The 12855-nt window shown below is 43.6% G+C and carries 12 protein-coding genes; 3 read left to right on the top strand and 9 right to left on the bottom strand.

Annotation, left to right across the window (positions count from 1 at the left end):
* Positions 1-15: 15 nt before the first annotated feature.
* The 6 genes from ruvA to Q0R52_RS24815 form a co-directional block, all read right to left on the bottom strand.
* Positions 16-600, bottom strand: coding sequence for a Holliday junction branch migration protein RuvA (gene ruvA, locus Q0R52_RS24790; RefSeq protein ID WP_252788630.1), 585 nt, complete (start codon positions 598-600; stop codon positions 16-18).
* Between the two features lie 227 nt (positions 601-827).
* Positions 828-3110 carry an NADP-dependent malic enzyme gene (locus Q0R52_RS24795; protein WP_295800485.1) on the bottom strand — a complete coding sequence of 761 codons (2283 nt, stop codon included), beginning with the start codon at positions 3108-3110 and terminating at the stop codon, positions 828-830.
* A 504-nt stretch (positions 3111-3614) separates the two neighbouring features.
* A complete protein-coding gene (locus Q0R52_RS24800) occupies positions 3615-4178 on the bottom strand; it encodes a hypothetical protein (RefSeq protein WP_295800060.1) in 564 nt (187 codons plus the stop codon).
* Between the two features lie 178 nt (positions 4179-4356).
* A complete protein-coding gene (locus Q0R52_RS24805; RefSeq protein ID WP_295800063.1) occupies positions 4357-5031 on the bottom strand; it encodes a hypothetical protein in 675 nt (224 codons plus the stop codon).
* Between the two features lie 46 nt (positions 5032-5077).
* The gene (locus tag Q0R52_RS24810; protein WP_295800065.1) at positions 5078-5311 is read right to left on the bottom strand and encodes a hypothetical protein; all 234 of its coding nucleotides are present in this window, start codon (positions 5309-5311) and stop codon (positions 5078-5080) included.
* An 80-nt stretch (positions 5312-5391) separates the two neighbouring features.
* The gene (locus Q0R52_RS24815) at positions 5392-5949 is read right to left on the bottom strand and encodes a hypothetical protein (protein WP_295800068.1); all 558 of its coding nucleotides are present in this window, start codon (positions 5947-5949) and stop codon (positions 5392-5394) included.
* A gap of 123 nt (positions 5950-6072) precedes the next feature.
* On the opposite strand from Q0R52_RS24815, the gene Q0R52_RS24820 reads away from it, so the two are divergent.
* Both Q0R52_RS24820 and Q0R52_RS24825 read left to right on the top strand, forming a co-directional pair.
* Entirely contained in the window at positions 6073-7314 is a 1242-nt protein-coding gene (locus tag Q0R52_RS24820) for a PQQ-dependent sugar dehydrogenase (RefSeq protein ID WP_295800071.1), read from the top strand.
* A gap of 283 nt (positions 7315-7597) precedes the next feature.
* Complete coding sequence (locus tag Q0R52_RS24825) at positions 7598-8095, top strand: RebB family R body protein (protein ID WP_295800074.1); 498 nt, start codon at positions 7598-7600, stop codon at positions 8093-8095.
* Positions 8096-8118: 23 nt separating this feature from the next.
* On the opposite strand, the gene Q0R52_RS24830 is transcribed toward Q0R52_RS24825, so the two are convergent.
* Positions 8119-8466: a hypothetical protein gene (locus Q0R52_RS24830; protein ID WP_295800076.1), complete on the bottom strand. Its 348-nt coding sequence runs from the start codon at positions 8464-8466 to the stop codon at positions 8119-8121.
* 123 nt (positions 8467-8589) lie between these two features.
* Positions 8590-8979: a VOC family protein gene (locus Q0R52_RS24835; RefSeq protein WP_295800080.1), complete on the bottom strand. Its 390-nt coding sequence runs from the start codon at positions 8977-8979 to the stop codon at positions 8590-8592.
* A gap of 1077 nt (positions 8980-10056) precedes the next feature.
* On the opposite strand from Q0R52_RS24835, the gene Q0R52_RS24840 reads away from it, so the two are divergent.
* The gene (locus Q0R52_RS24840) at positions 10057-11184 is read left to right on the top strand and encodes a hypothetical protein (RefSeq protein WP_295800084.1); all 1128 of its coding nucleotides are present in this window, start codon (positions 10057-10059) and stop codon (positions 11182-11184) included.
* Between the two features lie 246 nt (positions 11185-11430).
* On the opposite strand, the gene Q0R52_RS24845 is transcribed toward Q0R52_RS24840, so the two are convergent.
* Entirely contained in the window at positions 11431-12837 is a 1407-nt protein-coding gene (locus Q0R52_RS24845) for a lytic transglycosylase domain-containing protein (protein ID WP_295800087.1), read from the bottom strand.
* Between the last annotated feature and the right edge of the window lie 18 nt (positions 12838-12855).

Consider the following 12855-nt stretch of genomic DNA (forward strand, 5'->3'; position numbering starts at 1 on the left):
CCAAATAATACGTAATTATAAACTTTTTAAGGCAGATTTAATAAGCTGTTCGACAGTTAAATCAACATTATTCTTATTAACCTCATGGTCTACTACTTTCTCGGCTGCATTACGTGCAAAACCAAGCATAACGAGTGCTGATAAGGCTTCTTCCCTTACGGATTTGTTTAGCGGAACAGTGCTTAAAGTATCAGGGCCTTCTTTGCGCAGCTTATCCTGTAATTCTAAAATTACCCGCTGTGCAGATTTTGGACCGATGCCTTTAATGCGCTGAATTAACGCAACATTGCCTGAAATTATTGCATTCTGTATCTCCTCGGGTGTAATTGATGATAACATCATCCGGCCGGTGTTCGGCCCGATTCCCGATATGGATATTAAATGCAAAAACAACCGCCGTTCGCCTTCATCAATAAAGCCATACAAGGTGTGTGCATCCTCTTTTACATGCAGCCATGTAAAAAGTTTACAGCGTTCGCTATTGGCCAGCTTTGAATAGGTATTAAGAGAAATATTAATGTGATAGCCAACTCCTCCCACATCAATCACTACAAAAGCGGCGCTTTTAAAGGCTAATTTACCATCAATATAGGCGTACATAATTTATCGTTTCGGGGTGCAAGGTTAAAGGCGAAAGGTAACAGGAATTTTATACTTTCAGAAAAAAAACTTATCCCCAATTCATATGAATTGTTAAATATTTGTTGAGCGTCCGGAAAGTCGGTAAAGTCGGAAAAGTCCGAAAGAGTAAAGTTTAGCAGGCGCAGGTTTTAAACGCTAAAAGCCCGGCCGATTGCAGCTTCTTTACTGACTTTCCGGACTCCCTCCTATTTCTTCACTTCCTCTCCTCTTTCCTGGGCGTCGACAACGGCAATGGTTATCATGTTCACAATTTCGCGAACTGAACTGCCGAGCTGAAGTACGTGCACCGGCTTTTTAAGCCCAAGCAATATTGGGCCGACAGCTTCGGCACCACCGATTTCCTGCAACAGTTTATAGGCGATGTTACCTGATTCCAGGTTAGGGAATATCAAAGTATTGGCCGGTTTTCCTTTCAATGTAGAGAATGGGAAGTTATCGGCCAACAAATCGCCGTTAAGTGCAAAGTTGGCCTGCATATCGCCATCCACTATCATATCCGGGTATTTTTCGTGCAGGATGCGTACGGCCTCTATCGTTTTTTCGGGTATTGGGCCACTGTTTGAGCCGAAGTTGGAGTAAGATAGTATGGCAACCCGGGGATCAATGTTAAATTTACGTACCGAACGCTCAATCAGCACCGTAATGTCCACCAAATCCTGCACCGATGGGTTTACGTTTACCGTGGTGTCCCCAAAAAAAACAGGGCCCTTTTTGGTAATCATCATGTACATACCGGCTACACGACTAACGCCGTCACCCGTTCCGATAATTTGCAGGGCCGGTTTTATTGTGGTTACATAGTCTTTGGTTAAGCCCGATATTAAAGCATCGGCCTCGCCGAACTGAACCATGCAGGCGCCGTAATAGTTACGGTCGTGCACCAATTTTTTCGATTCATAAAGGGAAACGCCTTTGCGCTGGCGTTTGCTGTACAGGTATTCGGCATATTCATCCAGGCGGGCACAATCTTCCTTGGGGTCAATTATCGTTACGTCGCCAAGGTCAATATCATTGTCGCGCATTATCTGGCGTATCTTTTTAACATCGCCCAACAAAATTGGCGTAGCAATTTTTTCTTCCCTCACAATCTGGGCAGCGCGTAAAATTTTATAAGTATCGGCCTCCGCAAAAACAATGCGCTTGGGGTTCGATTTTGCTTTGTTGGTAAGGTTACGCAGCAACTTATCGTTTATCCCTATGCGCGACCGCAGTTCTTCGGTATAACCCTCCCAGTCGGTTATGGCTTTACGGGCAACACCCGATTCCATTGCTGCCCGCGCAACTGCCGACGACACCTCGGTTATCAGCCGCGGATCCATAGGCTTGGGGATAATATAATCCCTGCCAAACTTAAGATTAGTGGTATTATAAGCAAGGTTCACCGTTTCGGGGATAGGCTTTTTGGCCATTTGCGCAATGGAATGCACGGCCGCTATCTTCATTTCCTCGTTAATGCTTGTTGCCCGCACATCCAGCGCTCCCCTAAAAATATAAGGAAAACCAAGCACGTTATTTACCTGGTTAGGAAAATCAGAACGACCAGTGGCCATAATGATGTCTTTGCGGGCGTTTATGGCGAGGTCGTAAGCTATCTCCGGGTCGGGGTTGGCCATGGCGAACACGATGGGGTTTTTAGCCATTGCCTTTAGCATATCAGGGGTAACAATATTACCTGCCGAAAGGCCAACAAAAACATCAGCGCCTTTCATACCTTCAGCAAGGGTCTTTATATCCTTGCGGGTGGTGGCAAATTCAAGGCGTATATCGTCAAGATCGGTGCGGTCGGGGGTTATTAGTCCGTTGATGTCAAACATCACCAGGTTTTCTTTTTTTACGCCCAGGTTAAGGTACATTTTGGTACAGGATACAGCCGCCGCGCCGGCGCCGTTCACTACCATTTTTATTTTATCCAGCTTTTTACCCTGAATTTCGCAAGCGTTTATTAAAGCTGCGCCCGATATAATTGCCGTACCATGCTGGTCATCGTGCATTACCGGGATCTTCATTTCAGCTTTTAGCCTGCGCTCAATTTCGAAGCAGGTTGGCGCCGATATATCCTCCAGGTTTATACCCCCGAAGGTAGGCTCGAGCGCCTTAACAATATTTACAAACTCATCAACCGATTTGGCGTTCAGCTCCAAATCGAACACGTCGATATCGGCATAAATTTTAAACAACAGGCCCTTGCCCTCCATTACAGGTTTGCTGGCTTCGGGGCCAATATTGCCCAGGCCAAGCACCGCGGTACCGTTAGTGATAACACCAACGAGATTGCCTTTGGCGGTATATTTATATACGTCATCAACGTTATCGGCAATGCGCAGGCATGGTTCGGCCACGCCGGGCGAGTAAGCCATGCTTAAATCGCGTTGCGAATTGGTGGGCTTGGTAGGTACTACCTGTATTTTACCCGGGCGCCCCTTCGAGTGGTAATTCAGCGCATCCTGGTTACGGGTGGGTTTGTTCATCTTCTCAGTTACTTGGGATGCCAAAAGTACGGATATTTTTTATTTCGAAATTATTTAATGCGGAAGTAGGCAGGGAAATCGAGTTTAACATTATAGCCAGGAGAGAATAAACCCAAGCCGATGCCTGGTGCAAACCTATACCAGTATTATAGTGTAGTTTTATGTTCCTGTGCACGGTGGAACATAGGGAACAGGGTGGAACAGCAAATGGTTGGGCCAAAGGTACAAAAACCTTGTTTTTGCGCTAATAATGCACTTTTTACCTTGTTTACTACGCTAAAAAACGCGAAAAGTACTGACAAATTGGTGTCAGTACTTTTCGTAAAAACTGCTTGCCGATTGCGGAATTAATGGAATTTCGAATCTGGTATATAACCTGCACGAAATTAAAGTCTCCCTTACCTTGGGAGTTTTAGAGGGGGCTTTGGGTCAGTTTTATAGAAGCGCGGATTATAGCAAACTTTCCTTGTATTGAGGAAATTTATTATAAAACTCCTCTTTTCGTTACGGTGTCAATAATTTTTGAATTGTGTCCGCTGAATGAATTTCAATAGTTTTAAATAAATCTGACTTTAAAACATTTTGTGTTCCGGGTTCCTTGTGAGATATGTACACCAGAGAATAATTACCGCGTTTCAGGAACTCTAGTAAAGTCTGATGCGAATATTTTTCAGCAGTATAGTCCTTTAATAATGACTGTATCTTTTGTTCATCCAAAAACAATAAAAAGTAAGCAGCGCCGCCGCTCTTTATTTTTTTCTCTTCGTCTCCACCATTCACCTGAAGCTTGACGGCTCCCGAATAAAATTCATTACTAACCAGGAAAAAACCTGGATTTTCTGCAGCCGCTGTGTCGCTTTTTGCAAATAAAAACACATCCTCCCTGGTTCCATTAACTGCCTGAATATAAAAAAGAACGGACTCTTCCTCGGTACGATAGTTTTGAATAAAAACATTTTTAAATGTTATAGACAGGTGGCTTTTATTGCAACCGGACAAGGAAATCGTAATGAAAAGCAAGAAAAATGGAATGCTACATCGTAAGTTCATATTTGTGCGCTTGGTCATTGGCTTGGCGTTCATCTGCTGAACTGGACCACTTCAGCCATATAATAAAACTATATTTTTACTGCTGAAAGTTAAAAGTACAGAAATTGTCCAACTATAGTATTACATCGAATAGCAACCATGCTGCCTAAAAGCAGGGCAGTAAATCCGAAGGTCTGGCGGTAGCAAAGGCAACTTATCATTTCATTGCAATTGTCGACGTTTTACAAGTAAAATAAAACTTCCCACTAACCTGCGCTGTATCTAACATATTTCTAATACCTTTCGTATAGTATTTCGCTGAAGTATACGTTGCAAACCCGGTTAGTTGCTGGCCTTCTTTCATAGTTGGCCTTTCGTCAAGCAAAAGCGTTTGGAATTTACTTTTAACGGTCACTAATCGGGTAAAACTTGTATCTGTCAGCTTTGATTTGAAATAGTCGCCGTCTGTTTCCTCAAAATACTTAAGGTCGAATTTATCCTCATTCAAATTAATAGTAAACCCAAAGCCGCCAAAAAAACCAGCGGCCACGCTTATCGTTAACGAGTCGCGATGCAATTCGCACTCGCATAAAACTGGGTCGCCTAAATCAAAAGGTTTTTGTACCGGCTTTTGCTTCCCGTTTTCATAGTTGGTTATAAAAATTCGGCCCCGGTTATATTTAAAAAAATCATGCAATGGCGACTGCGCCTTCGCCATTATGCTGTCAAAGCTTTTCTCGTAGACATTATATGTTTGGAAGTCGTTCAGTTTAGGTATGTCACCAATGTGATAAGTATGGTTATAGACGTAAGGACTGGATACCTTTACTTTATGTTTACAGGAACAAGTTGCTATAAGAATTGAAAAAACGATAAAGTTTTTAATGTTCATGTGTTAAGGCTGCTTTAATTCATTGGCTATATCCCAAAGCCATATGTTAGTCCCAAGGCTGGTGCACGTTACGAGTGACCGTTTCGGCAATGTTATTCAAATTACGCACATAAATGGTATCCTGTAAGCACGATATTATCAACATGCTTTTTTCATTGTCGGCAACCCTGATTTTTTGATTAGTCCCATCAATTGCCTGGACATTGTACACTTGGGCATTACTTATTTTGCATGCGAGTACGGTAAATAATAGCAAAGCTATGAGCGTGCGTTTGGGCATTGGGCGGATTCTTTAATATACTGTTTCCTCAGGGTCAGTCAGAGACGACTCTGCGTTCGACTAATGGCAGGATTAATGTTTTATTGATCTTGACTTGCGTCCATTGCAAATGTGTTTTCTATTTCCGCAATCCATGGAGAGAATAAGGGATTTTTTGCAATCGAGGGGCACATTTTATAGGCTAACAAACGAACTTTTGAAAATAAAGTATACAACATCAAATTCAAATCCAATATGCTACCTGTAGTGTTTAAGGGTTTGAAACCTGAGATATCATTGTCGTTAAAAATTAAAATATATCTTCCATTTTCGGCTTTTTTAAACGACAACAGGCGATCTCCTCCTTGTTCATAAAACCACAAATTGAATTCAACTTTATTATCATCATTGGCAAAACATATGAAGTTGTGTAATTCTTCCAAGAGTATACATAATTCAACACCTAAATTGATACAACTGTGGTCGCATATTTTTAGAACCAGCACAATTTCCCGCTCATAAAAAGATTCGCTCAAATCATAAAGCACACTTGTTATATTTTGATACTCTTCATCAAATTCATATTCCGCGTAATCAATATCGTTAGGTGAAAGCAATCTTTTACATTCTAAACCTATTATAAAATTTCTGTCGAGCATATCTCTATTTCATTATAAGTCACCCCAAATCAGCAGGGTAACAAACTTGATATTACTATTTTCACTTCGGAAAGTTACAACAAAACCCTAACTTGCATCACCACCTCATACCAAAAAACCTTTATGAAAAATAAATCACTACCCGGCAAAAAAACATTTTTGATTTTATCATCCATTGCGGTCATCTTGCTCGCGCTCCCCTCCTACGTACTGCTTAAAAACAAACCGCCGGCAATCATCGACGGGCCAGCCCCCATTACTTTAAAAGCCCAGCAAATTGCATCCGGTCTGCACGCGCCTACCGCTGCAGCGTTCCCCGTCAATGGTACCGTTTGGATTACCGAGCAGGACGGCAAAATACGACTGGTTAAAAATGGCAAAATGAGCGCTACCAACGTACTGGATCTGCACAGAATGCTAGTTAATATCAACGATAGCTACGACGAACGCGGCCTGCTTGGCATCGCCCTGCACCCACAGTTTGCCACTAACCGCAAGTTTTATGTTTTTTACAGCGCCCCTTCCAATGCGTCGAAATCTGACCATAAAGGCACGTTGGCCGAATATAGGTTACTGCCCAATTCAGATATGGCCGACCCGAAGAGCGCACGCATAGTGCTTACGGTAGAAGAACCAGAATCGAACCACAACGGCGGCTGCATACAATTTGGGGCCGATGGTTACTTATATATCGGTCTTGGAGATGGCGGCGGCGCGGGCGACAGGCACGGCGACACCGGCAATGGCCAGAAACTGGATACCTGGCTGGGCAAAATATTGCGTATTGACATTAATACTGAAACCGGCTATAAAGTACCAAAAGATAACCCGTTTGTGGGCAAAGGCAACGCTAAACCCGAAATATGGGCTTATGGCCTGCGCAACCCGTGGCGCTTTTCGTTCGACCGCGGGTCGAACCAATTGTTTGCGGGCGATGTTGGACAAGATACCTGGGAAGAGGTTGATATTATCGCCAAAGGCGCCAATTACGGCTGGCGTTTAACCGAGGGCACGCATTGTTTTAACCCATCATCCGGCTGCTCCACCAAAGGCATTACTATGCCCATAACCGAGTACAGCCATAAAGAAGGCATCAGCGTTACAGGTGGCTACGTTTATAATGGCACCCAAATTGCCGCCCTGAAAGCCAAATATGTATTTGCCGATTGGACAGGCCCCATATTCTACCTTGAAAAAAACGGCGACAAATGGCTACGCGGCAAGGTAACCCTGCAAAACTATCCAACAAATCTAAAAATCACCGCCTTTGGCGAAGACCCATCCGGCGAGTTGTACGTACTAACCAACCCTGATACCGGGCCTGGGAATACTAGCGGCGGGATGTTTAAGATTGTGAAAAATTGATTGGTAAGGATTAAGAGTCGAGATAAAAATCTCAAATTGTCATTTCGAGCGAGAGCGAGAAAACTTTGCCATTGAAAGGTATATGCCAAACCTGTCCGCCGTTCATATCCGGCGTACAAGTTTTTTCGCTTCGCTCGAAATGACATAATTTGTTAATCCTGTATATGTCTGAAGTCCCGCTTGGTTCTTCACTTTTGGCTCTTGATTCTTGACTCTTGACTCTTGATTCTTTCTTTCCTATATTTAACCCAATAATCATTACAAACCACCTAAATACATTATCATGCCAGACACCGAAAAAACACTCCCCGAAAAAGTTATTGAAGCAAGCGAAGCATTCACCAAAACGCTGGAAATGGAAAATGCAGTTGTAAGAAACCAGTTAGATGGCGTCATAAAATCCACCATCGATACGCTTCAACAGTTGATTGCACTTTGCAAGGAAGCTGTCGCTATTGGGAATGATGCTATTGATGCCACAGTTCAGCAAACCCTTACCGGCACTATACAGCAAGCACTTGCCGATGTTCAGCAAACAACGGCGCAAGTGCCTAAAACAGTTACGCCTGTATTACCTGAAACTGCACCCGGAGAAAGCCCCACCGGACAGGATTTAGACCAGGCGCTGGTACACGCGGTAGGACTGAGTTATGAAAACGCGGTTAATACGCAGCAACAGGTTAACATAACCCAGCAGGCGGCTGCCACTATGCTCATATCTACTTTGATAAGTGTGGTAACAGCCGCGTTGGGGATTGCGGTTAAGAAAGCTGAGAGTTAAAAAGGGGGCTGGTGCTCGATCTACTAATCTCCTCCATACACAAATTTCTTTCCGCTTTTTTTTATAAGAGTCACGACCAACGTGTTTTCGTTTTTTATAATTGAATCGCCCTTTTGAATTTTATAACCAAAATTCCAAGTATGATAGAATAGGTGATATGTTTTACCTTTAATTGTTACAAAAGGCCCGGTTACATTAGGAACGCTAACACTATGATCACTATACCTAACACTATCAACCCTGCCATTAAATTTGTACGCTAATAATTTGCCATCACCTTTTTTAATGAAATAACCTGCGACTATCAAAAGTAAAATTGGAGTTACAACAGCTCCTCCTATTAAGAACTTGATATTCATGGGTATTTTCATTTGTCTTTTTTTTACAAAAATCTAATTTGTGATTATTTATCTCAACTGTTGGAATCGGTTAGTTCTTAAAAATACTAATAATTGCCTGTCGTTTGTTGTCTTATTGAAAATTGGCGAACATCTCTATTCTTTCGGCCGCCCAAAAAACAAAACATACCCATCAGCATCTTTTACTTCAAACCCGCGCAACCCATCTTCATTGTCCTTAAGGGTTTGGTGAAAGGCTACACCGGCAGCGTTGAATTCGGTAAACAAAGCATCAGGGTCGCTGGTGTGGATATAGGCATCCCAGCGGGCCCATTCATGCCGGCTATGGTTGGGTACCGGCATTATATCGGGGGCAATTGCCTTCAACATAATGGAAATATTATCGCGGCCAACAATGGCCCAAAACGGGTCGCCTTCGGGTCCAATAAACCGAACTTCAAATCCAAGCTTTTTTACATAAAAGTCTATCGAATCTTTTATATCTGAAATGATAAAGAAAGGCCAAATGTGGGTGAGGTTTGACATTGTTTTATGATTTAAAAACGGCCATACCAAACGGCTTATCCAAAATTAACAAAAAGCGGTCGTTTCAAAAATAACGGGGCCAATAGTTTTCCAATTTTCTTCGTTGGTTTGCTCTGCATAGGTGTTCGGAAGATTTTTCAAATTCCCCTCTTGACCGCGTGCAGCCTTAGCTTTTGCGGTGGGGCAGAGAGGGCGCGCCGGACTGTGTAGTAGCAGGGGAGTGTTTTCCGCCATGCAATAGCGTAAATGCTTGGTGCAGAGGACACACCCCTCCACCCCTCTCAAGGACTACCGTGTACCCACATCTATCATCGCTGCAAAGTCAATGCGCCGTAGGTGCAATAGGTCGGTAGAAAAATAGTGTCCCCATCAATTTTGCGCCGTAGGTGCAACACTTAACGGACTATTTATGGCTCCTTGTGCAAATAAGCTAGGTGCCGTACCTACGGCCAATGTCATTAAGTTAAGACAAAAATGCTACTTACCCTCTTTGCGAGCAGCGAAGAGAGGGTCGGCGAGCGAAGCAATGCCGGGGTGAGTCCTCTCCGCCATGCTTTTACGTCGTGCATTGGCGCCAATGCATTTGCGTTAACGCCGCTTCGACAGGACTCACCCGGTCGACGCTACGCTGGACCTGCCCTCTCTTCGCTGCGCGGAAAGAGGGCGAAAAAGCTTAACTTAATAACATTGACCTACGGCACGAACTCATTTTCGTGCTTTTTCTACCGACCTTGAACTCCGATGGAGTTCTGAAAAGATGTGGGTACACGGTAGCTCTCAAGACGGGAACCGCACGTCTCCGCCTTTTTTAATCTTCGGAACACCTATGGTTCGCATTGCCACAGACCCCTGTCTGTCTCCCCGCAAATAACCTTTGAATTATTTAATTCTTTTCCGGAGAATTTTCAGGAAATTGTGTCGCGTATGAAGCAGGCAAAAAATAATTGGACGACAGGAAAAAAAATCAGCTTTAGATTTTTCTTTTTACTCCTGGGGCTGACTTCGGCGGTTTGCTGGATTGTGACTATTTACCTTACCTGTTTTTTCTTAATCCATCATGTTTATAATCCAGCTACCGTGTTTAAGCCGCTCGCGCCTTTTTTATATTGGCTCGACAGCAATATTTACCATACGGGCTATAACCCCAAAATACACAGGGAATTTCCGCAAGACAACCATTTTGCCGGGGTATTATATCTTACAGCCTTATATCTATCCATTGCGGGCGCCGCTATTTGGACTTTATTTGATGCCAAACGACCAAATTACAACCGGCTTTTTTATTGGTTTACCCTGTACATACGATATGTGTTAGCTATAGTAATTATTATTTACGGTTTTGATAAATTAATACCTGTTCAAATGCCCCGCCCTGATGTTGCCAACCTGGCGACACCCATCGGGGATTTAAGCCGCTTCCAGGTACTTTGGGATTTTATGGGGATATCGCCCGGATACATGATGATGGTTGGCGCCGGCGAGGTACTGGCCGGATTGTGCTTACTGTTTCGCCGCACATTCCTGTTCGGGAGCTTACTATTACTGGTGATACTTGTTAACGTGGTTGCAGTAAACTGTTTTTATAATGTACCGGTAAAAACATACGCAACGCAACTGCTGATTTATACATTATTCTTAATTATTCCTTACGCGCCGAAGCTTTACAATATATTTTTTAAGGGCATTTCCACCTCCATCCTTCCCGAACAGTATACATTAAACACACGGTTGAATCGAAATTTATTAAAGGTGCTATTGATAGTTGTTCCTTCAATACTCATTATTCCTATAGTCATCGGGTTCAGCGGAAGGTTTGCCAGGCAGGCCGAAAACGCCCGCAACCAAAGGATATACAATGTAATTACCTTCGTTGCAAAAGATACCCTGCCGCCGCTTACAACCGATACCCTGCGCTGGAACCGGCTGATGTTATTTGTACAAGGCCGTTATGCGGTAGTATTTAACATGGAAAATCAGCCAATGCAGTTCGAAATGAACACCGACAAAATAAAGAAAACGTTCACATTCCATAACGGCCCCGACAGTACCAAATGGAATGTATTCAACTATTCGTATCCCGCAAAAAACCAGCTGGAACTCACCGGGAAATGGAAGGGCCAAAACATTGATGTTTTAATGGAGCAGCAGCCGGTTGACAGCATTCCGTTAAACCGCGAGAAATTAATTTTTATAAATGACGATTAACCGGTTTCGTGACCCATCGATGCCTTGTAGAAAAATGTATAGCAGATGATTTTTGCTATCCTACTACAGCATTGATAATTCGTAGTTGCCGTGAACTATGCTTGTGAAACGAAAAAAGGCATCCTACTCCCGTAAAACGCCTTCAAATATTTTCTCAATTCCGAAACGGCTTTAGCCCTCTTGAGCGCAGCTAAAAAACAAAGCAAACAGCGAAAAATCGAAATTCCGAAATCCGAAATTCCTCCCCTACCCTTTATTGATCTTTATCATCATCCCCGGCTGCAAACGGCCTTTTTTCAAACCGTTTAGTTCCCTTATCTTGTCTACATTGGCATCAAATTTCGATGCTATGCCGCTCAGGGTATCGCCGGTTTTAACTTTATAGGTTACGTAGTTGCTGTGGGTAACTTTCTCCGGTTTTTGCTCCGGCTCATCCGCCGATTCTTTTACCTTAAGGGTTTGGCCTACTACGGCTTTGTTGCTGTGCAGGTGGTTCCAGGCTTTTAAGTCCTGTACCTCAATGCCGAAGTTATCGGCAATATCGCCCAATGATTCGCCACGCTTTACTTTATGGTACGATGGTAATCTATCAGCCTTTGGCTCTGCGTGGTAAGCCGCATAAACGGGCTGTGCTACAGGGCTTGTGGTGGTCGAGTTATTTAAAACATCATATAAAGCAGCATACTGCGCTTTGTCAATCTGCGGGATGATCATCCGGCGCGGTTTGGCGGCTGTGCCGTTTATTGCCTGGCGCTTGTACGACGGGTTTAAAATAGCAAGCTCGTGCAAGTCAAGGTTAAGCGATTGTGCCACCATGCTCAACGGCAGGTATTTATTTACCAAAACAGTATCTGTCTTTAATGATATATTGCAGGCCATCGGCGTAATATTATGCTGGCCGTAATAGTTCATCACATAAGCTACCGCAATAAATGCAGGCACGTAACCACGGGTCTCTTTAGGCAGGTATTGGCGTATCGACCAAAAATCGGTAGCGCCGCCGGCTTTTTCAATGGCACGCTCTACATTGCTTTTACCGCAATTGTACGATGCGATGGCCACCAGCCAGTCGCCAAATTCCTGGTAGGCGTCTTTTAAATAAGCCGCGGCAGCGTAGCTGGCCTGTATGGGGTCGCGGCGCTCGTCAACGTAATCATCCACGTTCATGCCGTAAAGCTTGCCGGTGGTAAACATAAACTGCCAAAGCCCGGTTGCACCCACTCGTGATACAGCATAAGGGTCGAGCTTTGATTCAACAATGGATAAATATTTTATTTCGTCAGGGATACCGGCATCATGAAAAGCCTTTTCGTAAATGGGGAAATAGTATTTGGTTAAGCCCAAAACCTTGGCCATTTCTTCGCGGTTGCGCATGTATATCTCAATATAGCTTTGCACATACTCGTTATAATCAAGCTGAATATCTTTTTTAATCGAATCCAAACGGCGCTTGTACATGCCGCTTTGGTAGCTTAACGGGGCCGGGGCATCAACCACGGGGAGGATGGTAGTATCGGCGTTGGTTTGTTGTGTATTGGTTAAAAGTTTGCTGTTTTGCAGCGTAAAAGAGGCCAGCAGAGTAGAGGAGTTAGGCGCTGCCTTAATAATTTGTAGTGATACCAGACAAATAATTAGCGTAAGCGTTTTCTTCATTCTTCAGGGTTTAACTTA

Origin of the sequence: Mucilaginibacter sp. (genome assembly GCF_025359345.1) — a bacterium.
In the GTDB taxonomy this organism is placed as follows: Bacteria; Bacteroidota; Bacteroidia; order Sphingobacteriales; family Sphingobacteriaceae; genus Mucilaginibacter.

Bases quoted from the DNA above. Each gene is read 5' to 3' on its own strand.
- Q0R52_RS24805 (WP_295800063.1), bottom strand. From the start codon at position 5,031: ATGAACATTAAAAACTTTATCGTTTTTTCAATTCTTATAGCAACTTGT.
- Q0R52_RS24820 (WP_295800071.1), top strand. From the start codon at position 6,073: ATGAAAAATAAATCACTACCCGGCAAAAAAACATTTTTGATTTTATCA.
- Q0R52_RS24815 (WP_295800068.1), bottom strand. From the start codon at position 5,949: ATGCTCGACAGAAATTTTATAATAGGTTTAGAATGTAAAAGATTGCTT.
- Q0R52_RS24825 (WP_295800074.1), top strand. From the start codon at position 7,598: ATGCCAGACACCGAAAAAACACTCCCCGAAAAAGTTATTGAAGCAAGC.
- Q0R52_RS24800 (WP_295800060.1), bottom strand. From the start codon at position 4,178: ATGACCAAGCGCACAAATATGAACTTACGATGTAGCATTCCATTTTTC.
- ruvA (WP_252788630.1), bottom strand. From the start codon at position 600: ATGTACGCCTATATTGATGGTAAATTAGCCTTTAAAAGCGCCGCTTTT.
- Q0R52_RS24845 (WP_295800087.1), bottom strand. From the start codon at position 12,837: ATGAAGAAAACGCTTACGCTAATTATTTGTCTGGTATCACTACAAATT.
- Q0R52_RS24830 (WP_295800076.1), bottom strand. From the start codon at position 8,466: ATGAAAATACCCATGAATATCAAGTTCTTAATAGGAGGAGCTGTTGTA.
- Q0R52_RS24835 (WP_295800080.1), bottom strand. From the start codon at position 8,979: ATGTCAAACCTCACCCACATTTGGCCTTTCTTTATCATTTCAGATATA.
- Q0R52_RS24810 (WP_295800065.1), bottom strand. From the start codon at position 5,311: ATGCCCAAACGCACGCTCATAGCTTTGCTATTATTTACCGTACTCGCA.
- Q0R52_RS24795 (WP_295800485.1), bottom strand. From the start codon at position 3,110: ATGAACAAACCCACCCGTAACCAGGATGCGCTGAATTACCACTCGAAG.